Origin of the sequence: Caulobacter sp. DWR1-3-2b1 (assembly GCF_049895765.1) — a bacterium.
Classification (GTDB): Bacteria; Pseudomonadota; Alphaproteobacteria; order Caulobacterales; family Caulobacteraceae; genus Caulobacter.
Genome location: NZ_JAFCSZ010000037.1, coordinates 1 through 26,043, shown reverse-complemented (window position 1 = coordinate 26,043; position 26,043 = coordinate 1). Strand labels below are relative to the sequence as shown.

The window sequence follows — 26,043 nt, the reverse complement described above, 5'->3', positions numbered from 1 at the left end:
ATGGACCAGGGCCTGCGCTTCGCCATCCGCGAAGGCGGCCGCACCGTCGGCGCCGGCGTGGTTGCCAAGATCGTCGAGTAGTCTCGACTTTCTAGCCACGACTAAAGAATGCGAGGGCCTCCGGAGGAAACTCCGGGGCCTTTTGCTATATAAGCCTCGGGCAAGACTGGGTTTGCCTGCGACCGTTTGACGCGCATCCTGCCCCGGCCTTGACCCCTTCGCTCACTCTGTGGCGGGTGACGGCCTGACGTTGTCATGCCCTAGCAAGGCACGGCGCGGCATCTGGTGGGGATCGGGCGATGGACTGGCGTGTGTTCCGGGAGACGGCGGTCTTTCGCTATGGGTTCGCTGTGGCCGCGACCGGCGCGGCCTTGGGCGTTCGGCTGGCGTTCGACCAGTGGTTTCCGCCGGGCTATCCCTATGTGACTTTCTTCCCGGCGATCATCGTCACCACCTACTTCTTCGGTGCAAAGCCAGCGACCCTGTGCGCGTTGCTCTGCGGGCTGGCGGCCTGGTACGTTTTCATTCCGCCAAGGTTTGCCTTCGACCTGAGTTTTCCGACCTTCATCGCCTTGAGCTTTTTCGCCTTCGTCGCGGCCGTGATCATCTTCTTTATCGACGGCATGCGGCGCTCCGTGCGGCAACTGGCCGCCGAGCGGGAGCGCCATGCCCGCCTCGCCGAGAGCCGCGACCTGCTCTATCGCGAACTGCACCACCGGGTGAGCAACAACCTGCAGGTCGTGGGGGCCCTGTTGCGCCTGCAGGCGGGCGGGGTCAGCGATGGCGACGCCAAGCACGCCCTGGCCGAGGCGGGGGGCCGCATCGAAGTCATCGCCCGCATCCAGAGCGAACTGCATACCCAGGTCGGCGAACCGGTCCCGTTCCGCGATTTCGCCCAGGCGCTGCTTGCCGATGCGACACAGGCCGCGGGGGCTCGCGTCACCCTGACGCTGGAAGGTGGCGAGGCGCCCCTGCATCCCGACCAGGCCACGGCCGTAACCCTGGTGATGCTGGAAAGCTTCAACAACGCCTTGGAGCATGGCTTCGCGGGAGGGGAGGGCGCGATGACGGTGCGGCTGGACCAGGACGGCCACCACCACGTCCTGACGGTTTCCGACAACGGAAAGGGACCTCCCGAAGGCTTCGACCCGGCCACGTCCAGGAGCCTGGGCCTACGGATCGTGCGCGCCATGGCCGGCCAACTGGGCGGCCGGTTCGAGATGACCCGGGCGGATGGGCTGACGGTGTGTCGCCTGACCTATCCGCCGCGTCCGGACTAAAGCCGGTCGACCGGCACGCTATCGACTGCCGCTTCGCGGGGCGTGCGGCGGACCGCCGTGTCGATCCTCGCCCCTTCAATTCGCGCAACCGACCCGCCGGAAAACCTCTCTGTCGATCATCGATCGGTGAGCAGGCCGTAAGACATCCCCTTGCGAGACCCTGTTACCAGAAGGTGTCAGCAGCGACGCGAAGGCTGGCTTTGCCGTGCGCCGCCCCGCGCGACGGTTGACGTACGGTCAAAACATACCGCATCATCGAAACAGGTGTTCGAATCCAGGTTCGAACCTCGCCTCGCATAGGTTGTGCGCGGCAGTGTGCTTGAGTTTTCCGGTATCCGGCTCAGGGAGATCCCAAGAGTGTCGGTTATGTGCGGCGCATCATCAGGTTTCGAAAATGCTGCAACGCCAGATCTCGCCATCTATGGCGAGGCCCGGCGCGCGGCTCATCGTGCCAAGCGTCCCGACGACTGAGATCGACCACGGCATCGATAAATAAGCGTCAAAAAAAGCAAACGAGGGAGGGAAGCATAATGAAAAGAACCGTGTTCCTGCGCGGCGGCTCGTCACTGGCGTTGGCCATCGCCCTAACTGCCGGGGCGGCTCACGCCCAGACCCGGCCCGACAACGGACCTACCGAGGTCGAGGAAGTCGTCGTCACCGGATCGTTCATTCGGGGCACCCCGGAAGACGCCGCCCTGCCGGTCGATGTGATCGGCGCCGAGGAACTGCAAAAGCGGGGCTCTCCTTCTACCGTCGAACTTCTGAAAGCCCTGTCGGTCTCCAGCGGGGTCTTGGGCGACACCAACCAGTTCGACAGCCGCGCCCAAGGGTCTGAAGGCTCCGGCTCGGTCAATCTTCGCGGCCTCGGCTCGCAGCGCACCCTGGTGCTGCTGAATGGCCGTCGCCTGGCGATCAACCCGTTTGGCGCGGCCGGCGCCGGCATTGTCGACACCAATATCATCCCCGCCGCCGCCATCGGCCGGCTGGAAGTGCTGAAGGATGGCGCGGCGGCGACCTATGGCTCGGACGCCATCGCCGGTGTCGTCAACTTCATCACCAAGAAGAACTTCAACGGCCTTGAGGTGGGCGCCGACTACCGGATTATCGACGGCTCGGACGGCGACTACGGGCTCAACGCCACCTTCGGCAAGGTCTGGGACAACGGCAATGTTCTGGTCAGCGCCGGCTGGCAGCATCGCTCCAAGCTCAGCGTTGCCCAGCGCAGCTGGGCCAACACGCCCTATCTGAACAATCCGGAAGCCGGTTGGTCGGCGGCGGGCAGCCCCTCCACCTTCATCCCGCTAGCCAGCACCACCAGCGCCATGCGCGACCCGGCCTGCGCGGGCCTGGGCGGCTTTCCCGGCTTCAGCGGCCTGACGCCAGTCTGCTACTGGCACTACACGCCGTTCGACAATCTCGTGGAAAAGTCCGACGGCATTCAGGTCTATGGCGAGGTCAACGCTGACCTCTCCGACAAGACCAAGTTCCACGTCGAGGTGCTCTACGCCCACACCGACGTGCCCGACTGGAACACTTCGCCATCCTATGCGGCGCTTGCCGTACCGACGGCAGAGGCCTCGGCGGTTCCCGGGCGCTACATCGTACCGGCCAGCAACCCCGGACTTCAGGCTTTCATCGCGGCCAATCCGACCGTGAACCTGACCAACCTCCTCACCGGCGCCCAGTTCACAGCCCCGGGCTCGATCTTCGCTTTCGGCGCAATTAACGCCGCCAACCGGCCCTTCGGTATCGGCGGCAACCCTGCGTTCGACTACGGCCCCTCGATCGGCTCGCGGGCCTTTGACGCCTTCCGCGTCTCGGGCGACTTGAAAGGCGAGTTCGACAACGGCATCGGCTGGGAGTTTGCCCTGACCTATTCCCAGGAAGTCGGCATCCGCACGGGTTACGACAGCCTGGTCAATCGCTACGCCTTGGCGCTGCAAGGCCTGGGCGGCCCGACCTGCGACAGCAGTCCGACAACGCCCGGCATCCAGGGTACGGCCGGGGTCGGCGGCTGCATGTATTTCAACCCCTTCGCCAGCGCGATCCCCAGCAACGCCGTCACCGGCGCGGCCAATCCGGCCTATAATTCGGCCCTGGCGATCAACAAGGACCTCGCCAAGTGGTTCTTCCGGAAGCTGTCGACCAAGCAGTCCTCGCGACTGTTCGTCGGCGAGGCGGTGCTGAACGGCAAGACCGGTATCAGCCTGAGCGGCGGCGACGTGGCCTGGGCGGCAGGCGTTCAATATCGCCGCACCTATTTCAAGGCCGACTACAACGACATCAGCAATGCGGCGATCAATCCTTGCGTCAACACGCCCGACTTCGGCGTGACCACCTGCACCGGCTCGCAGCGTAACGGCCCCTTCATGTTCCTGGGCGTTGGCAACGAAGCCGACAACCAGTCCGATGTGATGGCCGCGTTCGGCGAACTGTCGGTGCCCGTCACAGAGACCTTCCAGGTGCAACTGGCCGCCCGCTTTGAGGACTATGGCGGCGCGGTGGGCGACACCTTCAATCCCAAGGTCTCGGCGCGCTGGCAGGCCTTGCCCTGGCTGGCGGTGCGCGGCTCAGCCGGCTCGACCTTCCGCGGGCCACCGGATCCGATCACCACCACCACCTCGGTGACGTCGCTGCAGAGCATCCTGGGCACCTTCCGTGCAGTCGATATCTTCGGCAATCCGAACCTCAATCCGGAAAAGGCCAACACCTACAATGCAGGCCTGCTGTTCAAGGCCGGCAATCTGAAGGCCAGCATCGACTACTTCCAGTTCGACTTCAAAAATCCCATCGTCACCGAACCTGTCGCCGGCATCGTCAACGCGCTCTATCCGAACGGTGCGACCGGGGCCAATAACTGCGCCCTGTATCCGGCCTTGGCGGCGCGGTTCACCTTCAACGGCGTCTGCGGCCCGCCCACCACGATCGCCCGTCTGAAGACCAACTACATCAACGGCGCGGCGGTTAAGAACTCCGGCTTCGACTTCGCGGTCGACTACCGGTTCGATAACGTCCTCGGCGGCGAAGTCTCGGTCGGCGGCAACGCCACCTACATCGCCGAGTACAAGGTCGGCGCCACCAGCGTCGAGGGCGTGGTGGTCGAGAAGGCCTTCGACGCTGTCGGCCTGCTGAACTACCAGACCACGGTCGTGCCGATTCCGCAGTGGAAGGGCGACGTCCATGCCGAGTGGAGCATGGGGCCGCACAACCTGCGCCTGACTGTCCACTACATCGACTCCTACACCGACCAGCGCACGGCGCCCTTCGCGGCCAACGCCTACAAGGACACTACGGGCGCGGGCGTGCAGATCACCAACGGCAAGACGATCGACGCCCAGGTCCTGACCGACCTGGCCTATCGCGTCTTCCTGCCTTGGGACACGACGATGACGGCGGCGATCACCAACCTGTTCGACAAGGATCCGTCCTACGCCCGTCTTGACCTCGGCTACGACCCCTTCACCGGGGACCCGCTGGGCCGGACCTACAAGGTGGGTCTGCGCAAGAAGTTCTAGTTCTCGATGGAGCGATCAAGGCGGAAGCGCGCCCCTCGCGGGGCGCGCTTCTTTCTTTTGGCGATGGTCGCGCCGGCGCCCTTCCGCGTTGTGGTCGTTGTGAGGATCGCCACCTTCAACATCAACAACGTGGTCAGCCGCCTCGACAGCCTGCTGGACTGGCTGGCGGAGGCGGAGCCCGACATCGTCTGCCTGCAGGAGCTGAAAGCCGAGCAGGGCGCCTTTCCGGCCGATGTGCTGGAGCAGGTCGGCTATAGCGCGGTGTGGAAGGGCGAGCGCAGCTGGAACGGGGTGGCCATCCTGGCACGCGACGCCAAGCCGGTGCTGACGCGAGAGAGCCTGCCGGGAGACCCGAAGGACACGCAGTCTCGCTATATCGAGGCCGCCGTGGACGGTGTCTTGATCGGCTGCCTCTACCTGCCCAACGGCAATCCCAATCCGGGTCCGAAGTTCGACTACAAGCTGGCCTGGTTCGAACGCCTCATCCGGCATGCCGAGGACTTGCTGGCGACGGGCGCGCCGGTCGTGCTGGCGGGCGACTACAATGTCGTGCCGACCGACGAGGACATCTATCCAACCCGCTCCTGGGGCAACGACGCCCTGCTACGTCCGCAAAGCCGGGTGGCCTTTCGCAGGTTGCTGGACCAGGGCTGGCTGGACGCGTTGCGGGCGATCCACCCCGTCGGGCCGCTGTGGACGTTCTGGGACTACAAGCGCCAGCGCTGGCCGGCCGACAAGGGTCTGCGTCTGGATCACCTGCTGTTGTCGCCAGCGCTGGCCAACAGGCTGGTCGATGCGGGCGTCGACCGTTGGGTTCGAGGGGAGGCTGGAGCCAGTGATCACGCGCCGGCCTGGATCGACCTCGACATCTAGAGATAATCCAGCAGGCTCGACCCGCCGCCCGGGCCGCTTGCTCTGGCGAAGAAAGAGGCCAGTTGGCTGCGCATGTCCTGCAGCTTGACCATCTGATCGTAAAGCTGCGGTCTCCAGTCCGAGGCGTCGCGTTCCTCGTCGGTCATGCCGGCATAGCGGGCGATCATCGCCTCGCCGAAGGCCGAAGGATCTTCGGACGATCCGCTGGCCTGATAGCTGTCCCTGACCGCGTCGCCATTGCGGGCTCTGATCTCGGCAGCGGCCTCGCGGACTTCATGTTGCGAGAACAGGTCGTCGCGATTGAGCGAAATCGCCGCCAGCGAGCGGGCGTCGAACCTGGAAAAGTCGATCTCGCCCGAGTCTGGATCGCTCGCCATGCCGTCGCCGACTGCGGTGGCGTATTGCCTGTCCAGCACCGAGCGGACGTCGGCGGCCACCTTGCCGAAGTCGCAGGTGCGCGGATTGGCGACCACCGCGCCAACATCCTTCAGATAGGCGGCGATCGGGTCGCCCTCGATGCCCGTGGGCGCGACGCCGGGCCGGGCGATGGCCTGGTCGCGGCCCGCGATCAGGGCGGCCTTGTCCTTGGCCCACTGGCCCGTCGCTTTTTCCTCGAGGCCAGCGGCTTCCAGATGTTCGAGGGCGGCATTGTAGAGGCCGGCATGGTCGCCGGTGATGCGGGCGTTGGCCGCCGGCTGAGCCAGGGCCTGGTCGCGGCGAGCCTTCAGCTCCAGCGTGGCGACCACCTGTTCCTCGATCGGAAACTTGCCGCCGCGCCCACTCGCAATGGCGTAAAGCTCGCGGCGATCCAGCTCGCCCAGGTCGATCGTCGCCTTGCCGTCCTTCAAAGCGCTGAGAGCCTTGGCCGCCTTCAGCAGGCTGTCGATCGCGGCGCGGGCCTCAATCACCACGGTGTCGGCGCCGCGCGTGTCGGTCTGGGCCTTCAGTGCGGCCTGGGCCTGGGCCTCGGCCGACAGGGTGACATTGACCGCCGCTGTCGCATTGTTGGCCGCCTTGGCCTGGGCAGAGGTGTCGGCCGTGCTCGTCGGGGTGGTCTTGCTGCCCGCGAAACCGGTGTTGGCGTAACCCGTCAAGTAAGGCTGTGCACCGATGATGGTCATGCAGGCCCTCGGAGCGACTCAATCGCCTATAAATTAACAGCCGCGACACGCTTTGAAATCCTCGGAAAGCCGAGGCCTGGGGTCAGCGCGTAAAGACGCCCATCAGGAGCGGCCGGGCGAACAGCTCGGCCGCCTCGTCGCGCTCCACACCGGGCACCCAGGCGCCCAGCGAGGCGGCGGCGTTCAGCATCGAGTTGATCATGTGGGCGGCGATCATTGAATCGACCGGACGGATCGAGCCGTCGGCTATGCCGTCCGAGATCATGGCAGCGAAACGTTCGGAGCCCCGGCCATAGCCTTCGGCCATGTCGTGACGGATGTCGGTAGGCAAGGCGCCCATCGACGAGGCGCGCAGCAGCGGGCCGTGATCTGAGAGTTGATAGGCCACCAGGGTGGCGGTGGCGGCGGCCACCTGCTCCCAGGATGAGCCCTTTCGAGCGCGGGCGTCGGCTTGAGACTTCCGGGTCACCGCGAAGGTGCGCTGGAAGCACTCGACCACCAGGGCGTCCTTGTCCTCGTGGTGATGATAGAACGAGCCTTTGGTGACATTCAACGCCGCCGAGATGTCCTCGACCGAGGCGCCCCGATAGCCGCGCTGGTTGATCAGGCGCGTGGCGGCGACCAGGAAGGTCTCGCGCCATTCCTGACCCTCGAGCGAGACGGGTGTCGGGTCGGGCAGGGCGGTGGGCTCCCAGACCTGTCCGGGGCCGGCCAGGCCGCCGATCAGAATGTCGTAGATCTTGTCGCGAACGCGTTCGTAGTCGTCCAGGTCGTAGCGCCGCAACCAGGTGCCCGACCAGAACACCTGCTCCATCAACAGGTGGGTGCGGGCGTTGCGTTCGCGCTTTTCGAGGTGCTCGAACCCCTCGCCCTCAAAGAAGCCGCGCACCCGCCGAAAGAGGTCGTTGAACGCGTTGGACACCGAAGAGCGCAACGGCTCCTTGAGAGCCTTGATCTCGGTGAAGCTGGTCAGGGGCGTGGCCTCGCCCAGCCGCACGCGGCGGTTCAGGTCGAGATAGAGGTCGATAAAGGTCTTCAGGCGCGACGGCGGGTCAGGCTGGATCGCCGCCTGGGCGATCATCGTGTCGAACCGCTCCAGGCCGCGCATGAAGCAGGCGGCGGCCAGGTCGTCCTTCTTGCGGTAGTAGTAGGTAACGCTGGTGGTGATCAGGCCGACCTTGGCGGCAACGTCGGCGAGGGTCATGCCGCGCACGCCCTGACGGTTCAGGATCGCTGTGGCGGCAGCCAGGATCGCTTCCTTCTTGCGCGCATAGCGCGGAGTAGCCGCGCCCGCGATCCGTCCGTCATCCATAAGGCAGGGTCCCCGAAGCGCCGTCGACGTGGTGCTGGACTAACGGGTCCAATTTAGGCGTCCCAGGGAGCGACGAAAAGGCCGCCCCCCGATTATCTTGACAATAACAGGACTTGGGGCCCGGGGTTTTTCAGCTTTGTTGCAGAACGCCGCTTGGATGGGCGTCTTCGGCCTCATCCAGGGCGGCGACCAGGGTCTGGACCAAGGCGGCGGGGGATAGCGGCTTGGCGACCGCGCCATTCATTCCGGCCGCCAGATAACTGGCCTGCTGGTGAGCCAGGGCGTTGGCGGTCATGGCCAGGATCGGGGTGGCGCCGACATCTCCGCCCAGAGCCCGGATGCGCCGGGTGGCCTCGATGCCGTCCATGCCGGGCATCTGGATGTCCATCAGGATCAGGTCGAAGCCGCGTTTCGCCACCTCGACGCCCTGGGCGCCGTCCTCCGCGCATTCGACGCTGGCGCCCATGGCTTCCAGCATGCGCGAGGCGACCATGCGGTTGGTGGCGTTGTCTTCGACCAGCAGGAAGCGCCGGCCGGCGAAGAGAGGGTGGTCGATCTCTTCGGAGGCCTGGATGGCGTCCGCCCGGGCGGCCTCGATTTCGAGCCAGAAGGTCGAGCCCTCGCCCTCAGTGCTGGTGAAGCCTATCTCGCCGCCCATCAACTGGGCCAGACGCCGGGTGATCGCCAGGCCCAGGCCGGCCCCACCAAACCGGCGGGTGGTCGAGCCATCGGCCTGACTGAAGCGCTCGAACAGGTGGCGACCAGCCTCTTCGGCGATGCCGACGCCGGTGTCCTGGAACTCGAAGCGCAGGCACAGGCCCGTGTCCGAAGGGCGCGTGGTCAGGCGGATGTCGATGCCGCCCTCCAGGGTGAACTTGGCGGCGTTGCCCAGCAGGTTGAACAGGGCCTGGCGCAGGCGCACAGGATCGACCGACACCCAGCCCAGGTCGGACGGCGCCTCGACCCGCAGATAGAGCCCCCGCTGCCGCGTCTGCGGCCGCAACAGATCGGCCACGCCGCGCAGCAGGGCGGCTGGATCGGTGGGCTCGGGATCCAGTTCCAGCTTGCCCGCCTCGACCTTGGAAAAGTCGACGATGTCGTTGAGCAGCTCTGACAGCATGGCCCCGCAGCCCAGGGCCTCGTTGAGCAGCTGACGTCCGTCTTCCGACAGCTTCTCCTGTTTGAGCAGGTGAAGCACGCCCAGGACGCCGTTCATCGGCGTGCGGATTTCGTGGCTCATATTGGCCAGGAACTGGCTCTTGGCCTCGGCGGCGTCCAGGGCCGCGTCGCGGGCTGCGGTCAGTTCGGTGACGTTCTGGCTGATGCCGATCACGTCCCAGACACCGGCGCTGGGCCCGCGCACGCCGCGCCATGCGGAGCGCATCACCGCCCACGTTTGGCTCTCGGGATCCAGATAGCGGTAGTTCACGATGCGATGGTCGCCCATCTGAAGGGTGGCCGAGAAGTTTTCCCAGACACGGACCCGGTCGTCCGGATGAATTGACTGGGTCATTTCGGCGACGGTCATGGCTCGTGCGCCGCCCTGGGGCGAGGATGGCGTGGGAATGTCCTGCTCGAAGACGTAGACGCCCTTGCGCGGATTGAACTTCCAGACATAGACGCCGGCCGTGGAGCGCAGCATCTCGCCGGCCCGCTCGGCCTGCTGGCGGGCGATGGCGCGGGCGCGGTCCTCGCTGAAGTCCTGCATTACCACCAGCAGTACGTTCTGGGACAGTTGCCTGGACTGCGAGCGCACCCAGAGCCAGCCGCCGCCTTTGCGCGCGAGGCGATGTTCGGAGCCGGCGCGGCCTTCGGCGCGCAGCGAGCGGCTGAGCTCTTCGAAGATTTCGGTGTCGTGCAGGTGGAAGAAATCGCGAATCTGGCGGCCCAGGCTCTCTTCGGCCGACCAGCCGGTCAGGGACGTCCAGGCCGGATTGACGCGTGATATCGCGCCGCTCTCCAGCACCACGAACATGTCGAGGCTGTTCTGGAAGAACCAGTCGGCGGCGGCGTCTTCTGTGCTTGGGGCGGCCTTGTTGCTCAAGTCCTTGCCCATCGGCGTTCCCTCGTTTCCAATAACTATGCACGAGACGGGTAAAGCGAGCGTTGCGTCACGATGACCCGCACGCGCCAACAACAACACCGCCGAATACGAGCGGTCGCAGGGAGATGTCGGATCTTGAGTACGCCCGAAGCTGTAGGCCTGTCGTCGGAGCGCCTGAAGCGCATCGAGACCTTCATCCAGGACAAATATATCGACAGCGGCAAGCTGCCCTGCGCCCTGACCCAGGTTTGGCGACGCGGCCAGCTGGCCTACACGTCCGTGCTGGGGTCGGCGGACGTCGAACGCAGCAAGCCGCTGAAGGCTGACAGCCTGTTCCGCATCTATTCGATGACCAAGCCCATCACCAGCGTAGCCTTCATGATGCTGGTCGAGGAGGGCAGGGTCTCGCTTGACGATCCGGTCCACCGCTTCATCCCGGCCTGGCGCGACCTGGGCGTCTTCGAGGCGGGCGTGCTCGGCGCGTTCCAGACCAGGCGGGCGGCCGAGCCGATGCGGATGCTGGACCTGCTGCGCCACACCGCCGGCCTGACCTATGGCTTCCAGCAGCGCACCAATGTCGATGCGGCCTATCGCAAGCTGAAGCTGGACGGCATCGACAGCGACGGCGGCCTGCAGGACTTCGTCGACAGGCTGGGGACCGTACCGCTGGAGTTCGGGTCCGGCGAGGCCTGGAACTATTCGGTGGCCACTGACGTGCTCGGCTATCTGGTCGAGAAGATCTCGGGCCAGCCGTTCGACGCCTTCCTCAAGAGCCGGATTTTCGATCCGCTGAAGATGATCGACACCAGCTTCTTCGTTCCAGAGAGCCAGCGCGCGCGGTTTACGGCCTGCTACGCCCTGACGCCGTCGGGCAAGGTGGTGCTGCAGGACGATCCGGAGAAGAGCCGCTACCTGACCGATCCGGCGGTGAAGTCGGGCGGCGGCGGTCTGGTCTCGACGGCGGACGACTATATGCGTTTCTGCCGGATGCTGCTGAACGGCGGCGAGCTGGACGGCGCGCGGTTGCTCAGCCCCAAGACCATCAAGCTAATGACCATCAACCACCTGCCGGGCGGCCAGGAGCTGACCCAGCTTTCGAAGTCGCTGTTCAGCGAGGCGGTGTTCGAGGGGCTGGGCTTTGGCCTGGGCTTTGCGATGACCATCGATCAGGCGCGCACCAAGAACATCGGCTCGCACGGTGAGTATTTCTGGGGCGGCATGGCCTCGACGGCGTTCTGGATCGACCCGGTCGAGGACCTGGCGGTGGTCTTCATGACCCAGTTGATGCCATCGACCGCGTACCCGATCCGCCGCGAGCTGCGAACCCTGGTCTATTCGGCGTTCACGGAATCGGCGGCCTAGCGGCGTCCCGGCCTCTCAATCGCACCACACAAGAAAGCGGCGCGGGAGCCGGGCTCCCGCGCCAAAGTTCGCTTTACCCAGTCCGACGCATTGGCCACAACGCGTCGCGCCCGCGCGAAATCCATGACTAGGAATTGGCGGGACGCTTGCAAGTCGCGTCCCAAGTCTCAGCTTCCACGCGCACGCCCTCCCCAGCACGGATAGCTCTTTTGGCAAGGGAGAAGCCGCATTCGCGCGGCGTCGGCCTCGGCGGACCATCTCAGCTGAAACTACTGTTTCGAACTTCTAGTATGTTCCTGACGCCGTCAACGCCGGCTGCCCTCAAATCGGGCGCCGTCACGGAGGTCTGGACATCCGCGTGGGACCGTGCAGGTTTTGTCTTCAAACAACCGTTCAAACATAAGAGCAGGGGTGGAAACCGCCATGACCGCGATCAATGCCGTCACAGACCTTTCCGTTGAAGGCGATATCGGCGTCGTCACGCTGAATTCGCCGCCGGTCAACGCACTGTCGGCCATCGTGCGCGAAGGGCTTCAGGACGCCTTCAACGCCGCCATCGCCGACCAGGCGGTCAAGGCCATCGTGCTGATCTGCGCGGGCAAGACCTTCATCGCCGGCGCTGACATCACCGAGTTCGGCAAGCCCATGACCGGCCCCACCCTGCAGGAGGTGCAGGCCGTCATCGAGAACTCGCCCAAGCCGGTGATCGCCGCGATTCACGGCACCGTTCTGGGCGGCGGGCTGGAAGTGGCTCTGGTTGCCAACTATCGCGTCGCCACCCCGTCGGCCAAGTGCGGCCTGCCCGAGGTCAATATCGGCCTGCTGCCCGGCGCAGGCGGCACCCAGCGCCTGCCGCGCATTGTCGGGCCTGAGAAGGCGCTGGAAATGGTCACCAGCGGCCAGCACGTTCCGGCGAAAGCCGCTCTTGCGATGGGCCTGTTCGACGAGCTAGTCGACGAGACCAACCTGCGCGGCGCGGCCATCGATTTCGCCAGGACGGTGCTGGTCGAGAAGCGCCCGCTCAAAAAGGTCCGCGACCTGAACGACAAGGTCGAGGCCGCCCGCGGCAAGCCCGAAATCTTTGCCGCCTTCCGCGCAGCCAACGCCAAGAAGTTCCGCGGCTTCAAAGCCCCGGAATACAATATCCAGACCATCGAGGCGGCGGTGAACCTGCCCTTCGAGGAAGGCCTGAAGGTCGAGCGCAAGCTGTTCCTGGAACTGATGACCGGCAGCCAGTCGGCCGCCCAGCGCCATGTGTTCTTCGCTGAACGCCAGGCCGCCAAGATCCCCGACGTGCCGGACGACACCCCGATCCTCCCCGTCAAGAAGGTCGGCGTCATCGGCGCCGGCACCATGGGCGGCGGCATCTCGATGAATTTCCTCAATGCCGGCATCCCGGTGACGATCATCGAGATGAAGCAGGAGAACTTGGATCGCGGCGTCGGCGTGATCCGCAAGAACTACGAGAACACCGCCAAGAAGGGCCGCCTGACCCAGGACGATGTCGAACAGCGCATGGGCCTGCTGACGCCGTCCATGAACCTGGAAGACCTGGCCGATTGCGACCTGATCATCGAGGCCGTGTTCGAGCTGATGGAGATCAAGAAGGAGGTCTTCGGCAAGCTGGATCAGATCGCCAAGCCGGGCGCGATCCTGGCGTCGAACACCTCGTATCTCGACATCGACGTGATCGCCGCCTCGACCTCGCGGCCAGAAAGCGTCATCGGCCTGCACTTCTTCTCGCCGGCCAATGTGATGCGCCTGCTGGAGATCGTGCGCGGTGAGAAGACCGACAAGTCGGTGATCGCCACCTCGATGCAGATCGGCAAGAAGATCGGCAAGGTCGCGGTGCTGGTCGGCAACTGCAATGGCTTCGTCGGCAACCGCATGCTGGCCCAGCGCCAGCGCGAGGCCCAGAAGCTGATTCTGGAAGGCGCCATGCCCTGGGATGTCGACCGCGTGCTCTATGACTTCGGCCTGCCCATGGGCCCGTTCGCGATGAGCGATCTGGCCGGTCTCGACATCGGCTGGGACCCGGCCAAGACCTCGTCTTCCACCGTCCGCGAAGTGTTGTGCGAGATGGACCGTCGCGGCCAGAAGAACGGCAAGGGCTTCTACGATTACGACGAGAACCGCGTCGCCAAGCCCTCGGCCATTGTCGAGCAGGTGATCGCCGACTTCGCCGAGAAGCGTCAGATCCAGCGCCGCGAGATCACCGATCAGGAGATCCTGGAGCGCTGCCTCTATCCGATGGTCAATGAGGGGGCGAAGATCCTCGAAGAGGGCAAGGCCATCCGGGCTTCGGACATCGATACCGTGTGGCTCAACGGCTACGGCTGGCCGGTCTATAGCGGTGGTCCGATGTTCTGGGGCGAGCTGGTGGGGCTGGACAAGATCCTCGCCAAGATGCGCGAGTTCCAGGCCAAGCACGGCGACGACTTCAAGCCGTCGGCCCTGCTGGAGCGGCTGGTCGCCGAGGGCAAGGGGTTCAAGGACGCCTAGTCCTTTCAAGCTGTCATCCCGGCCGCAGCCCAGCGGAGAGCTGGGACCGCAACCGGCTCAGAGCTTCCGGCGGTCCCGGCCCGGCGCGCTTCGCGCTTGGCCGGGATGACAGGTATTTGCGTGAGGAAAACACCATGACCTCCATCGCCGCCATGATGTCCGCCGACTACGGCGTGATGGGCGACATCCTGCGCCTGCGGACGCAGGAGAACCCGGACCATCCGGCCATCGTGATGGAAACCGGCGAGACGGTGACCTACGGCCAGTTCGACGCCCTGGCCGATCGCGTCGCGGCGGCCCTGCAGCGCGACGGGGCCAAGCCGGGCGAGGCCGTCGCCGTCTGCGCCCTGTCGTCGATCCACTATGCGGCAGTATTCCTGGGTGGACTGCGAGCTGGCGTCGCCGTCGCTCCGCTCGCGCCTTCCTCCACGCCCGAGGCCATAGCCGGCATGGTCGCCGACTGCGGCGCCAGGCTGTTCTTCCTCGACGCCGGCGTGGCCGAGGCCCAAAACTCTACGCCTGTGCCGGTGCGTCTGATCGCCCTGGATGGTTCAAGCGCGGGCGAGGCCTTCGAGTCCTGGCTGGCCCCGGAGGGCGCCAAGCCAACCCCGGTCGAGATCGCCCCCGAAGCGCCGTTCAACATCATCTATTCCAGCGGCACCACCGGCACGCCCAAGGGCATCGTCCAGTCGCACGCCATGCGCTGGAAGCATGTGTTCCGGGGCGACGCCGTCGGCTATGCGCCGGGCGCGGTGACCCTGCTGTCGACCCCGCTCTATTCCAATACCACCCTGGTCGTCTTCTTCCCGACCCTGGCCGGCGGCGGCACTGTCGTGCTGATGAAGAAGTTCGATGCGGGCCGATACCTGGAACTCGCCCAGACCCATCGCATGACCCACACCATGCTGGTGCCGGTGCAGTATCGCCGCCTGATGGAACGGCCCGATTTCGCCAGCTACGACCTGTCGACCACCCACCTGAAGTTCTGCACCAGCGCGCCGTTCGCCGCCGAGCTTAAGGCGGACGTGCTGAAGCGCTGGCCAGGCGGCCTCGTCGAATATTTCGGCATGACCGAGGGCGGCGGCACCTGCATTCTCATGTGCCACGAGCATCCCGACAAGCTGCACACGGTCGGCAAGCCCGCGCCCGGTCACGACATCCGGCTGATTGACGAGGACGGCGTTCAGGTTGGTCCTGGCGTGGTCGGCGAGATCGTCGGCCGGTCGGCCGGCATGATGAACGGCTATCACGGCCAGCCGGGCAAGACCGCCGAGGCGACGTGGATCTGTCCCGAAGGAAACCGCTTCATCCGCACCGGCGACGTGGGCCGCTTCGACGAGGATGGCTTTCTCACCCTCATGGACCGCAAGAAGGACATGATCATCAGCGGCGGCTTCAACATCTATCCCAGCGATCTGGAGGCCGAGATCGTCAAGCACGAGGCCGTCGCCGAAGCGGCCGTGGTCGGCGTGCCGTCCGATGCCTGGGGAGAAACGCCCGTCGCCTTCGTGGCCCTGAAGGCCGGGGCCGCCGCGACCGCTGACGAGATCAAGGTCTTCGTCAATAGTCGGGTCGGCAAGACCCAGCGCGTTGCGGAACTGCACCTGGTCGATGCTTTGCCCCGCAGTCACATCGGCAAGGTTCTCAAGCGCGAACTGCGCGACTCATGGCAGGCTGCGCTGAATTCCTGAGCTTTTCCCCGCGACGGCGCGCCGCAGCCAGACGGATGGAATCGGTTGTTACGGTTGCTTAACCATAAGGTGACGCCATAGGGCGAAACCGGTTTCTCGTGGAAGCGCCTGCCTCATGCGTCCTTCGCCCGCCGTTATCCCCGTCCTGAAGCCGGCCAGCGCCAGGAAGCGCGGCCCAGTCCTGCCGGTCGATTTCGACGCCGTCACCGAAGCCCTGCGCGCCGCGGGCCATGGTCCGGGCGAGGAGGCCGGCCTGATGTCGCGCTTCTGCCGCCCCGTGGCCGTGCGCGTGCTGGCCGATCATGCGCACGCTGTCTCCGCCGCCCTGACCGCCATGGGTGTTCGTCCCGGAGGCTACTGCGTGGTGTCGGCCCTGGCCTGCTCTGAAACCCTGGCTGGCGTGGTCGCCGCAGGGCTGAAGCCCTGGCTGGTCGATGTCGATCCGTTCAGCTGGATGTTCGACCCCTCGCACCTGCGCGAGCGTCTTCCGGAAGCGCCCGGTCCGCTGGAGGCCATCCTGCCAGCCGGCGCCCACGGCCGCGCGCCCGACCTGCGCGCCTGGGCCGCCTTCCGCGACGAGACCGGCCTGCCGATTCTGGTCGAGGCCGTCGAGGCCTTCGACGTCATCCAGAGCGCCCCGGTGCCGGTCATCGTCGGCCTGCCCAGCGGTCATGGCGTGTTCGTCGCCTGCGAGGACGCCACCCCGATCGTCGCCATGGAAACCCCGCTGTTCGAGGGTGAGGCTGGCCTGAACCTGTGGCCGCAGAAGCGCCCGCGCCTGGCCACCGCCGCCCAGCGCTTGCGGGTCCTTTTGCTGGATGCCCCCATCGGCTTCCAGCCGGGCTGGGGCATGAGCTGGGTCTCCGAGACCTGCGCGCTCAGCCTGCCCGACGACACCGCTCCGGCCGTGCTGAGCAAGCTGGCCGAAGCCGGCGTCGAAGCCATCGGCGCTTCGTTCCGCACTCGCGACATGGACGCCGACGAGACCCCGGTCGCTGATCGCCTCGCGAGCTCGGTCGTCGTGATCCGCCTCGATCCGGACCTTGGACTGCAAGCCCTCGACGACATCGCAGCGGTGCTGCGGAGCGCGGTTGCGGGATAGCTGCCGGCGGGGGCGTCCCGGCCGTTCAGTTCGCCGCCGCGTAAGCCTCAACGCCTGCGATCCGCTCAGCCTTTTCCGCCTCGCTCAGGAACGACCCCGAGAAGCTGTTCTTGGCCAGAGTCACCAGATCCTCGCGCGTCAAACCGATCGCCGTCGCCGTGGCCATATAGTTCTCCAGCAGATAGCCGCCGAAATAGGCCGGGTCGTCGGAATTGACCGTGGCCCTTAGGCCCAAATCCAGCATGCGCTTGAGCGGATGGAGGTCCAGGCTGGCCACGCCGCAAAGCTTCAGGTTCGACAGGGGGCAGACGGTCAGCGTCGTGCCGTCCTTGACCAGCCGCGCCGTCAGGGCTTTGTCCTCCAGCGCCCGGTTGCCGTGGTCGATGCGATCGACCTTCACCAGGTCGATGGCTTCCCAGACATATTCCGGCGGACCTTCCTCGCCGGCGTGGGCGACGATTTTGAGGCCCAGGTCGCGGGCCGCCTGGAACACGCGGGCGAACTTGGCCGGCGGGTGGCCGACCTCGGAGCTGTCGAGGCCAACGCCGGCGATTTTGGAAAGCCAGGGCTTGGCCTGTTCCAGGGTGGCGAAGGCGGCGTCTTCGTCCAGATGGCGCAGGAAGCAGAGGATCAGCTTGGAGGTGACGCCCAGCGTCTTCTCGGCCTCGTCCATGCCAGCCAGCAGGCCCTTCATCACCACATCGAAAGCTATCCCCCGATCGGTGTGGGTCTGAGGGTCGAAGAAGATCTCGGCATGGGTCCCGCCGTCGGCCGCCAGCCGGTGGAAATAGGCCAGGGCCAGATCCTTGAAGTCGGCCTCGGTGATCAGCACGCCGGCGCCCTGATAATAGATGTCCAGGAAGTCCTGCAGGTTGGAGAAGGCGTAGGCGGCGCGGATCTCCTCCACGGACCCATAGGGCAGGGCGATGCCGTTGCGGGTGGCCAACTCGAACATCAGCTCGGGCTCAAGGCTGCCCTCGATGTGCATGTGCAACTCGGCCTTGGGCAGGCCGCGGACGAAGGCGGCCAGATCTGTTTGGGGGAGAGAGGCGATGTCGGTCATGAGGAGTTATGGGCATCCAAACCCGCGCCTTTCAAGCCCGCCCGGCGCGATCAGCCGCCCTGCGCCGCATCCGTGCTTTCCATCGCGTCCGGCGCCAGCGGACTCGACACTTCGAGCCTTTTCACGCCGATCCACGCCGGTCCCATGGTCGGGCGGGTCCCACTCTGAGGTCCCTGACCGCATCATCGACTGGAAATCACGCCTCATTGCTGGTTAAGCTCGCCCCAGGCCGACCTCGAAGAGCCGATGACTGTTTCCCAGAAGCTTTTGCCCGGCGTGCCGCTTGTGGAGTCGATGCTGTTTGCGGCCTCGCTGGATGACATGGGGCTGTCGAACAGCGAGCGTGACATCGCCGTCCAGCTGCACGAGCAGGGCTTTGCGATCTTTGACTTCCCCGACGAGGACATCGACCAGCGCATCGAGCGCATCATCACGACCCTGACACCGGAATACGATCTGGACCACTATCGCGCCCATGGCAGGGCCCCGAAGGATCAGAGCGTGCAGGATGCCTGGCGCACGAACGAGGACGTTCGCGTCATAGCGGTCAACGCGGCCGTGACCGGCTTGCTGAGCAAACTGTACGACCGACGTGCTTTCCCGTTCCAGACCCTGAACTTCCCGGTCGGGACCCAGCAGCACATCCACTCCGACTCGATCCACTTCTCGAGCATTCCCGAGCGCTTCATGTGCGGCGTCTGGCTGGCGATGGAGGACATCCATCCCGACGCTGGCCCGCTGATCTACTATTCGGGCTCGCACAAATGGCCGATCGTCTACAACGACATGATCGGCAAGGTGATCGGGACCGGGGGCGGCTTCATGGCCCAGGCGCCGGACTTCGATCCGAAGCGCTATCTGGAGCTCCACCCCAACGTCGCAGCGGCCGGCGTGGACGCCAGGAAGCACTATCTCCGGTTCGGCTTGCGCGAGAAAAGTCCCTACAAATAGAGGCTCGGGCCGTCGAAGGTCTTGGAGCTGGGCAGAGGCCGTCTCGTCGTGGCTGTTGAAGCCGCCGGCCGCCACGCGGGCGACCGGCGTTGTGATGTCTTTAGTGCGCGGCGTCTTTGGCGTCGTCGGCGGCGTCCTTGGCCTTGTCGCCGGCTTTCTCGGCGGCCTTGCCAGCGTCGGCGGCGGCGTCGCCGGCGGCCTCAGCAGCCGTTTCAGTGGTCGCTGTGGCGGCCGTGGCGGTCGCGGCGGCGGCGCTGGCGGCTGCGTCGGCGGCCTTCTGGCTTTCGACTGCGGCGGCGTTGCTGGCGGCGGCGGCCTCGTTGGCCTTTTCGGCCTTGTTCTCGCAAGCCATGACCGTCAGGCCCAGAGCGGCGATCGCCGCCATCGTTACGATGCGCATGTGGAGTTCCTCCCAAACCCGGCGGTTGCCGCCGTGGCGAGGAGATAATTCCGTGGTGAAGGTTCGGTTGCGTGCAGCGGTCAGGACATCGGCGGCGGCGGCGGGGGAGGACCTTCGGGAAGCGGAATGAACTCGTCGTGGTCGAGGTCGGGCAGCTTCATGCGGCCGGCCTTCCAGTCCGCCTTGGCCTGCTCCAGCCTGTCCTTGGACGAGGAGACAAAGTTCCACTCCATGAAACGCGGGCCGACCGGTTCGCCGCCCAGCAGCATGACGGTGGAAGGCTCCAGGGCCTTGAAGACGATGGTCTCGCCCGGCGCGAACACAGCCATCTGCAGGGCGGTCAGTTCGCGGCCGTCGACCTCGACCCGGCCGGACGCGACATAGGCGGCGCGCTCGGAATATTCGGCGGGCAGGGCTGCGGTGGTTCCGGCCGCCAGTTCCCAATGCACGTAGAAGAGTGGTGAATAGACCGGCACATTGGTCTTGGCCCCAAAGGCTTCGCCCGCGATCAGCCGCGCCTTCAGGCCGTCGCTCTCATAATAGGGCAGCTCGGCGTCGCCCTGATGGTGGGTGAAGCTGGGATCGACCTCTTCGAACTCGTGAGGCAGGGCGATCCAGGCCTGCATGCCGTCCATCTTGCCGCCCTGGCGGCGCAGGGTCTCGAAGCGTTCGGAGTGGGTGATGCCGCTTCCGGCCGTCATCCAGTTGACCTCGCCGGGCCTGATCTCGGCCAGCGAGCCGATGCTGTCGCGGTGGGTGATCTCGCCCTTGAACAGATAGGTCAGGGTCGACAGGCCGATATGCGGGTGAGGGCGGACGTCCGCGCTCTTGGGAAAGCCCGGCGCGAACTGCGCGGGGCCCATGTGGTCGAGGAAGGTGAAGGGGCCGACCATCCGCTTGGCGTGGAAGGGCAGGACCCGCCCGACCTCGAAGTTGCCGATGTCGTGACGACGGGCTTCGATAACGAGGTCGATCATGGAGGGGCTCCGGCCAAGGTTGGCGGGAGAATTTCACGAGTGGCGGCGGGCGTCTTGTCGAAAAGCGCGGGGGGTTGGGCAGGCCCTCACCCAGAAGGGGGAGGTGGCCGTCAGGCCGGTGGGGGAAGACCCCGCTGCCTGTGCAGCACTTCCCCCTCCGATCGCTTCGCGATCCCCTCCCCCTTCAGGGGGAGGATTTATCTTAACCCAGCGGGCTCACATAAGGACTCACCAACCCCAGCGGCACCGCCGTGGAGTTCTTGACGCCGCGAATAACGATGCGGCTCTCGATGTTGGAAACCAGGCCCAGCGACAGCAGCTTGTCGCGCAGGAACTCGTCGAAGGCGCGCATGTCGCGGGTGACGATGCGCATCTCGTAGTCGGCGGCGCCGGTGACGGTGGCGCACTGCACGACCTCGGCCCACTTGCTGACGGCCTGCTCGAACGTGTCGAGGTTTTCCTTGGTCGGCAGCGAGAGCTTGACCGTGCAATAGACCTCGAAGCCAAGGCCAAGCTTTTCACGGTCCAGGATGGTCACGCGGCGCTGGATGACACCCGCGTCCTCCAGCCTTTTGATCCTGCGCCAGCATGGGCTGGAAGACAGCCCTACCCGTTCCGCGATCTCCGCGACGGACAGTCCGGCGTCGTGTTGGATGAGATCGAGGATCTTGGCATCCACGGCGTCGAGTTGTTCGGACAAGAATTCCTCCCCCAGAGGTGATTTGGCGCGGCGATCATGCCGAAAGCGGCCATGGGTAGGGCACGCCTTGGGCAAACAATTTCCCCGTTTCTATAAGATATTGCTGCGCGGGCGAGAAGACCCGGGAGGAATTTTTTTGCCATGAGGCACTCAGAAGTCACTCTAGACGACAAATATCTTCTCGAAGATGGTCGCGCCTTCATCACTGGTGTGCAGGCGCTGATCCGGGTTTTGCTGGATCGCAAGCGTCTCGACCGCAAGGCAGGGTTGAATACGGCAGGCTTCCTGTCGGGCTATCGCGGCTCGCCCCTGGGCGGTCTCGACCAACAGGCCGCGCGCCTGAACAAGCTGCTGACCGCGCACGACGTGGTCTTCAAGGAAGGCCTTAATGAGGACCTGGCCGCCACCGCTGTGTGGGGGAGCCAGCAGGCCAACCTGTTCCCGGGCGCGACCCATGATGGCGTGTTCGGCATGTGGTATGGCAAGGCGCCCGGCGTGGATCGCACCGGCGATGTCTTCAAACACGCCAATTTCGCGGGCAGCTTCCCGACCGGCGGCGTGCTGGCCGTTGCGGGCGACGACCACGCCTGCAAGAGCTCGACCCTGCCGTCGCAATCGGAATTCGCCTTCCAGGACTTCGAGATGCCGGTGCTGTCGCCGGCCGATGTGCAGGAAGTGCTCGACTACGGCCTGATGGGCATCGCGATGTCGCGGTTCACCGGCCTGTGGACCGGTATGATCGCCCTGGCCGACACCATGGATAGTGGCGTCACCATCGACGTGTCGCTGGGCCGCCACAAGTTGGTCATTCCCGAATTTCCAATGCCGCCGGGAGGCTTGGGCATCCGGTTGAAGGACCAGCCGATGGAGAAGGAGCGCCGGCTCCGTCTGCACAAGATCCCCGCCGCACTCGCTTTTGCCCGCGCCAACAACATCGACCGCGTTGTGCTGGGCGCCTCGCATGTCCGCGTCGGCAAGGCCCGCCTGGGCATCGTCTGCCAGGGCCAGGCCTACAAGGACGTGCTGGAGGCCTTCACGGCCATGGGCATGACCCTGCAGGAAGCCGCCGATCTGGGCGTGTCGATCTACAAGGTCGGCATGCCCTGGCCGCTGGAGCCCCTGGGCATCCGCGCCTTCGCCGCCGGGCTCGAGACCCTGATGGTCATCGAGCACAAGCGCGGCCTGATCGAGCCCCAGGCTCGCGCCGCCCTCTATGATCTGCCCGCGCAAGCCCGCCCGCGCATCATCGGCAAGACCGACGAGCACCATCACCCGCTGCTGTCGGAGCTGGGGTCGCTGTCGGTCGCCGAAATCGCTCTCGCCATCTATGACCGCCTGCCCGACGGGCCGCACATGGACCGGGCCCGGGCCTATCTGGACCGCGTCTCGGCCGCCGGCGTCGCCGCCGTCAGCCTGGCGGCCGACCAGGCCCGCAAGCCGTTCTTCTGCTCGGGCTGCCCGCACAACACCTCGACCAAGCTGCCCGAGGGCTCGCGCGCGCTCGCTGGCATCGGTTGCCACTACATGGCCGGCTTCAACGACCCTTCGACCGACCTCAACACCCACATGGGCGGCGAAGGCCTGACCTGGGTGGGAGCGGCGCCGTTCACCACCGAGAAGCACGTCTTCCAGAACCTGGGCGACGGCACCTACAATCACTCCGGCTCGCTGGCGATCCGGGCGGCGATCGCGGCCAAGGCCAACATCACCTACAAGCTGCTGTTCAACGACGCGGTCGCCATGACGGGGGGGCAACGCGCGGAAAGCGGCTTCACCCCCGCACAGATCACTCGCCAGCTGGCCTCCGAAGGCGTGACCCGCACCGTCATCGTCGTGGACGAGATGGAGCGCTATCAGGGCGTCGCTGATCTGGCCCCCAATGTCGATGTCTTCCCGCGCTCGGAACTGATGAGCGTGCAGAAGATGCTGCGCGACACGCCTGGCACCACCGTCCTGCTCTACGACCAGACGTGCGCCACCGAAAAGCGCCGCCGCCGCAAGCGCGGGACCATGGCCAAGGCGACCCAGCGCGTCTTCATCAACCCGCTGGTCTGCGAAGGTTGCGGCGACTGTTCGGTGAAGTCCAACTGCGTCTCCGTCGAGCCGCTGGACACCGAATTTGGCCGCAAGCGCAAGATCAACCAGTCAAGCTGCAATCAGGACTACAGCTGCGTCGAAGGCTTCTGCCCGTCGTTTATCACTCTGGAAGGCGCTGAAGGCGCGCAGTCCGAGAAGGCGCCCGCCGCCCTGACGGCCGAGTCGACCCCGCTTCCGGAATTCGAGCCGCTCACCGGCGTACGCAAGATCCTGTTCACGGGCGTGGGCGGCACGGGGGTGACCACCGTCGCCTCGATCTTGGCCATGGCCGCCCATATCGACGGGCGCTCAGGCAGTGTCGTAGACATGACGGGTCTGGCCCAAAAGGGCGGCTCGGTGTTCAGCCACGTCAAGATCGGCGAGACCGAGGAGACCGTGGTCGGCGGCCGTGTGCCGGCCGCCAGCACCGACGTGCTGATCGCCTGCGACCTGCTGGTGGCCGCCTCGCCGGAAGGCCTGTCGCTGTACGCCAAGGATCGCACCCGCGCCTTCGGCAACAGCGATTTCGCCCCCACCGCCGACTTCGTCACCAGCCGCGACGTCAAGTTCGACAGCGGCGCCATGGCCCGCCGGGTCAAGGGCGCGACCAAGAGCTTCGACGCCTGTCCGGCCCAGCACCTGGCCGAGAACCAGTTCGGCGATGCCATCTTCGCCAACATGATCATGGTCGGTTTCGCCTGGCAGCGCGGGGTGATCCCGCTGTCTAGCCGCGCGCTCTACCGGGCCATCAAGCTGAACGGCGTCGAGGCCGACGCCAACCTGCAGGCCTTCGAGCTGGGCCGCCGGATTGCTCACGATCCCTCGGCCGCCGGTCCCAAGGTCGACGCGGTCGCCACGCCCGAGACGATGACGCTTGACGAGCTGATCGCCAAGCGCACGGCCGAACTGACCGCCTATCAGAACGCCGCCTATGCCGACCGCTACGCCGCCAAGGTGGCCAAGGTCTGCGCGGCCGAGGTCGCGGTGAGTGGGGAGGGCGGCGCCCTGCCTCTGACCCGCGCGGCGGCGATCAATCTCTACAAGCTGATGGCCTATAAGGACGAGTATGAGGTTGCCCGTCTGTATACGGACGGTCGCTTCGCGGCGGAACTTGCCGGGACATTCAAGGGCGGCAAGGCCAAGGTCTGGCTGGCCCCGCCGATCATCGGCGCCAAGGACAAGGACGGCCGCCCAAAGAAGATCGCCTTCGGCGGCTGGATGCTCGACTACGCCTTCCCGCTCATGGCCAGGATGAAGGGGCTGCGCGGCGGCCCGTTCGACATCTTCGGCAAGACCGAGGAGCGCCGGACGGAGCGCGAGTTGATGGCGGACTACGAAATCACGCTTGACCGCCTGTCGGCCGGCCTTCGGCTCGAGAGCCTGCCGCTGGCGGTGAGGATCGCCGAAATCCCGCAGGCCATCCGCGGCTACGGCCACGTCAAGGACGCGTCGGTCGTCACGGCCAAGGCGGCCGAGGCCAAGCTGTGGGAGCAGTGGGCGGGCTGAGGTCTGGTGCGGTGGGAGGTTCGTGATAGGCTTGCCGCCATGACCAAGCCGCTCAACGCCAACCAAGTCACGGTGCAGCTGACCGCCGAGGACGCCGCCGATCTGCAGGCGCGCGTCGAGCGCGGCGAGTTCGCCTCGCTCGACGAGGGCGTCGCGGCCGAACTGGCTGAACTCAACTATCGGCGAGCCGCCGAGATCGTCGGAGGCTCGGAAAAGCTCGAAGCGCTGCTGGATGAGCTCGACTTCGATGTCGTCGACCCTGACGAGCAGGTCGCCGGCAATATCTCGCTGTCCGCGATGCTGACGAATCTGAAGGCGCAGGCCAAGGCCGCCGACGAGTGAGCCAGGATTTCGATTTCGACGCTGTCGTAGTCGGCGCGGGCGCCGTGGGGCTGGCCTGTGGTTACGCCCTGTCAAAGCGTGGTCTGATCGTGGCGGTGCTGGAAGAGCAGGGCCATATCGGTCAGGGCGTGTCGTCGCGTAATTCAGAGGTGATCCATGGCGGGCTCTACTACGCCTCCGGATCGCTGAAGGCGCGGCTGTGCGTCCGGGGGCGGCGGGCGCTGTATGCCTTCCTTGAGCGGCACAATGTCTCCTACAAGAAGTGCGGCAAGCTGGTGGTGGCCACCAGCCAAGACGAGGTCGCGCGTCTCGATGCGATCTGGACCCAGGCCGGCGACAACGATGTCGAGGGCATGGAGCGACTGACGGGCGAGCAGGCCCGCGCGCTTGAGCCCGGCCTCAACGCCCACGCCGCCTTGCTATCGCCGGAGAGCGGTGTGTTCGACAGCCACGGCTACATGCTGGCTCTGCAGGGCGAGATCGAGGCGGCTGGCGGCGCGGTGGTGATCGCCACGCCGTTCGAGGGGGCCGAAGCCCTGTCCGGCGGCGGTTTTGCGGTGCAGGCCGGCGGCGGCGAGCCGACCACCCTGACCTGCCGTCTGCTGGTTACCGCGCCGGGGCTTTCGGCCCAAGCCGTGGCGGCGCGGATCGAGGGCTATCCCGAAAGCCACATCCCCAAGGGCCATTTCGGCAAGGGCGTCTATTTCCGTTTGAACGGCAAGGCCCCGTTCCAGCGGCTGATCTATCCGCCGCCCATCCATGGCGCGCTGGGCACGCACTATCGCAACGACCTGGGCGGCCAGGCGGTGTTCGGCCCCGATCTGGAATATGTTCCGTCTCCGGATTATTCGATCGATCCGGCCAAGGCCGAGGTATTCGCCGCCTATATCCGCAAGTTCTGGCCGGCCCTGCCGGACGGCGCCTTGACCCCCGACTATGCGGGCGTCCGCCCCAAGCTGCACGGCGCGGGGGAGCCCCAGCCAGACTTCCAGCTGCGCGGCGCCGACGACCATGGCCTGGAAGGGCTGATGGTCCTGTTCGGCATCGAGAGCCCCGGCCTGACCAGCTCGCTGGCCATCGGTGAAGAGGTTGCGGCGCGCCTGCTCGACTAGATGTTTGGTCCCGGACTTTGATGGTGCACTATTTTCCGATGGTTGGAAGGATGCGCTATGGGGCAGGTACACCACGGGAGCGCCACAACGACAGCGGCGGTTCGTCGAGCGGTA

The 26,043-nt window shown here is 65.8% G+C and carries 18 protein-coding genes and 1 pseudogene; 12 read left to right on the top strand and 7 right to left on the bottom strand.

Features of this window, described 5'->3' with window-relative positions:
* The 4 genes and pseudogenes from ACP69S_RS20140 to ACP69S_RS20125 form a co-directional block, all read left to right on the top strand.
* Nucleotides 1–81, top strand: an 81-nt coding sequence (locus ACP69S_RS20140) for a hypothetical protein (protein WP_082464997.1), incomplete at its 5' end; no start/stop codon positions are given.
* A 218-nt stretch (nt 82–299) separates the two neighbouring features.
* The gene (locus ACP69S_RS20135; protein ID WP_426000288.1) at nt 300–1,280 is read left to right on the top strand and encodes a sensor histidine kinase; all 981 of its coding nucleotides are present in this window, start codon (nt 300–302) and stop codon (nt 1,278–1,280) included.
* A gap of 394 nt (nt 1,281–1,674) precedes the next feature.
* Nucleotides 1,675–4,795: pseudogene (locus ACP69S_RS20130) on the top strand (TonB-dependent receptor).
* A gap of 99 nt (nt 4,796–4,894) precedes the next feature.
* On the top strand, nt 4,895–5,668 hold the full coding sequence (locus ACP69S_RS20125; protein ID WP_426000287.1) for an exodeoxyribonuclease III: 774 nt from the start codon (nt 4,895–4,897) through the stop codon (nt 5,666–5,668).
* On the opposite strand, the gene ACP69S_RS20120 is transcribed toward ACP69S_RS20125, so the two are convergent.
* The 3 genes from ACP69S_RS20120 to ACP69S_RS20110 form a co-directional block, all read right to left on the bottom strand.
* Nucleotides 5,665–6,789: a hypothetical protein gene (locus tag ACP69S_RS20120; RefSeq protein WP_426000285.1), complete on the bottom strand. Its 1,125-nt coding sequence runs from the start codon at nt 6,787–6,789 to the stop codon at nt 5,665–5,667. The two genes, ACP69S_RS20125 and ACP69S_RS20120, sit on opposite strands and share 4 nt — an antisense overlap.
* Nucleotides 6,790–6,871: 82 nt before the next feature.
* On the bottom strand, nt 6,872–8,101 hold the full coding sequence (locus ACP69S_RS20115; RefSeq protein WP_426000284.1) for a TetR/AcrR family transcriptional regulator: 1,230 nt from the start codon (nt 8,099–8,101) through the stop codon (nt 6,872–6,874).
* Between the two features lie 130 nt (nt 8,102–8,231).
* Complete coding sequence (locus tag ACP69S_RS20110; RefSeq protein WP_426000282.1) at nt 8,232–10,157, bottom strand: ATP-binding protein; 1,926 nt, start codon at nt 10,155–10,157, stop codon at nt 8,232–8,234.
* A gap of 123 nt (nt 10,158–10,280) precedes the next feature.
* On the opposite strand from ACP69S_RS20110, the gene ACP69S_RS20105 reads away from it, so the two are divergent.
* The 4 genes from ACP69S_RS20105 (at nt 10,281) to ACP69S_RS20090 (ending at nt 16,802) form a co-directional block, all read left to right on the top strand.
* Nucleotides 10,281–11,507: a serine hydrolase domain-containing protein gene (locus ACP69S_RS20105; protein WP_426000280.1), complete on the top strand. Its 1,227-nt coding sequence runs from the start codon at nt 10,281–10,283 to the stop codon at nt 11,505–11,507.
* A 411-nt stretch (nt 11,508–11,918) separates the two neighbouring features.
* Nucleotides 11,919–14,009, top strand: a complete 2,091-nt coding sequence (locus tag ACP69S_RS20100) for a 3-hydroxyacyl-CoA dehydrogenase NAD-binding domain-containing protein (RefSeq protein ID WP_426000278.1) — start codon at nt 11,919–11,921, stop codon at nt 14,007–14,009.
* Between the two features lie 134 nt (nt 14,010–14,143).
* Complete coding sequence (locus ACP69S_RS20095; protein ID WP_426000276.1) at nt 14,144–15,700, top strand: class I adenylate-forming enzyme family protein; 1,557 nt, start codon at nt 14,144–14,146, stop codon at nt 15,698–15,700.
* A 115-nt stretch (nt 15,701–15,815) separates the two neighbouring features.
* On the top strand, nt 15,816–16,802 hold the full coding sequence (locus tag ACP69S_RS20090) for a DegT/DnrJ/EryC1/StrS family aminotransferase (protein ID WP_426000274.1): 987 nt from the start codon (nt 15,816–15,818) through the stop codon (nt 16,800–16,802).
* Between the two features lie 25 nt (nt 16,803–16,827).
* Here the strand turns inward: ACP69S_RS20090 and ACP69S_RS20085 are convergent, their stop codons facing one another.
* Nucleotides 16,828–17,865 (bottom strand): adenosine deaminase, encoded by a 1,038-nt coding sequence (locus ACP69S_RS20085; protein WP_426000272.1) that lies wholly within the window; start codon nt 17,863–17,865, stop codon nt 16,828–16,830.
* 246 nt (nt 17,866–18,111) lie between these two features.
* Between ACP69S_RS20085 and ACP69S_RS20080 the strand changes: the two genes are divergently transcribed.
* Nucleotides 18,112–18,816, top strand: a complete 705-nt coding sequence (locus ACP69S_RS20080) for a phytanoyl-CoA dioxygenase family protein (RefSeq protein WP_426000271.1) — start codon at nt 18,112–18,114, stop codon at nt 18,814–18,816.
* A gap of 100 nt (nt 18,817–18,916) precedes the next feature.
* Here ACP69S_RS20080 and ACP69S_RS20075 read toward each other — a convergent pair whose 3' ends face one another.
* The 3 genes from ACP69S_RS20075 to ACP69S_RS20065 form a co-directional block, all read right to left on the bottom strand.
* Complete coding sequence (locus ACP69S_RS20075; RefSeq protein WP_426000269.1) at nt 18,917–19,216, bottom strand: hypothetical protein; 300 nt, start codon at nt 19,214–19,216, stop codon at nt 18,917–18,919.
* 80 nt (nt 19,217–19,296) lie between these two features.
* The gene (locus tag ACP69S_RS20070) at nt 19,297–20,193 is read right to left on the bottom strand and encodes a pirin family protein (RefSeq protein WP_426000267.1); all 897 of its coding nucleotides are present in this window, start codon (nt 20,191–20,193) and stop codon (nt 19,297–19,299) included.
* A 202-nt stretch (nt 20,194–20,395) separates the two neighbouring features.
* Nucleotides 20,396–20,893, bottom strand: coding sequence for an Lrp/AsnC family transcriptional regulator (locus ACP69S_RS20065; RefSeq protein ID WP_062149215.1), 498 nt, complete (start codon nt 20,891–20,893; stop codon nt 20,396–20,398).
* 141 nt (nt 20,894–21,034) lie between these two features.
* Between ACP69S_RS20065 and ACP69S_RS20060 the strand changes: the two genes are divergently transcribed.
* From ACP69S_RS20060 to ACP69S_RS20050, 3 genes are read left to right on the top strand one after another with little or no spacing between them, the layout of a single operon-like run.
* Nucleotides 21,035–24,475 carry an indolepyruvate ferredoxin oxidoreductase family protein gene (locus tag ACP69S_RS20060; protein WP_426000265.1) on the top strand — a complete coding sequence of 1,147 codons (3,441 nt, stop codon included), beginning with the start codon at nt 21,035–21,037 and terminating at the stop codon, nt 24,473–24,475.
* A gap of 39 nt (nt 24,476–24,514) precedes the next feature.
* On the top strand, nt 24,515–24,817 hold the full coding sequence (locus ACP69S_RS20055; RefSeq protein ID WP_426000263.1) for a hypothetical protein: 303 nt from the start codon (nt 24,515–24,517) through the stop codon (nt 24,815–24,817).
* Nucleotides 24,814–25,929 (top strand): NAD(P)/FAD-dependent oxidoreductase, encoded by a 1,116-nt coding sequence (locus ACP69S_RS20050; protein WP_426000261.1) that lies wholly within the window; start codon nt 24,814–24,816, stop codon nt 25,927–25,929. The genes ACP69S_RS20055 and ACP69S_RS20050 overlap by 4 nt, the downstream gene beginning before the upstream one ends.
* Nucleotides 25,930–26,043: the final 114 nt, after the last annotated feature.

Excerpts from the sequence above, each read along its gene's own strand:
- ACP69S_RS20135 (WP_426000288.1), top strand. The coding sequence starts at position 300 with ATGGACTGGCGTGTGTTCCGGGAGACGGCGGTCTTTCGCTATGGGTTC.
- ACP69S_RS20120 (WP_426000285.1), bottom strand. The coding sequence starts at position 6,789 with ATGACCATCATCGGTGCACAGCCTTACTTGACGGGTTACGCCAACACC.
- ACP69S_RS20115 (WP_426000284.1), bottom strand. The coding sequence starts at position 8,101 with ATGGATGACGGACGGATCGCGGGCGCGGCTACTCCGCGCTATGCGCGC.
- ACP69S_RS20110 (WP_426000282.1), bottom strand. The coding sequence starts at position 10,157 with ATGGGCAAGGACTTGAGCAACAAGGCCGCCCCAAGCACAGAAGACGCC.
- ACP69S_RS20095 (WP_426000276.1), top strand. The coding sequence starts at position 14,144 with ATGACCTCCATCGCCGCCATGATGTCCGCCGACTACGGCGTGATGGGC.
- ACP69S_RS20090 (WP_426000274.1), top strand. The coding sequence starts at position 15,816 with ATGCGTCCTTCGCCCGCCGTTATCCCCGTCCTGAAGCCGGCCAGCGCC.
- ACP69S_RS20085 (WP_426000272.1), bottom strand. The coding sequence starts at position 17,865 with ATGACCGACATCGCCTCTCTCCCCCAAACAGATCTGGCCGCCTTCGTC.
- ACP69S_RS20080 (WP_426000271.1), top strand. The coding sequence starts at position 18,112 with ATGACTGTTTCCCAGAAGCTTTTGCCCGGCGTGCCGCTTGTGGAGTCG.
- ACP69S_RS20075 (WP_426000269.1), bottom strand. The coding sequence starts at position 19,216 with ATGCGCATCGTAACGATGGCGGCGATCGCCGCTCTGGGCCTGACGGTC.
- ACP69S_RS20070 (WP_426000267.1), bottom strand. The coding sequence starts at position 20,193 with ATGATCGACCTCGTTATCGAAGCCCGTCGTCACGACATCGGCAACTTC.
- ACP69S_RS20060 (WP_426000265.1), top strand. The coding sequence starts at position 21,035 with ATGAGGCACTCAGAAGTCACTCTAGACGACAAATATCTTCTCGAAGAT.
- ACP69S_RS20055 (WP_426000263.1), top strand. The coding sequence starts at position 24,515 with ATGACCAAGCCGCTCAACGCCAACCAAGTCACGGTGCAGCTGACCGCC.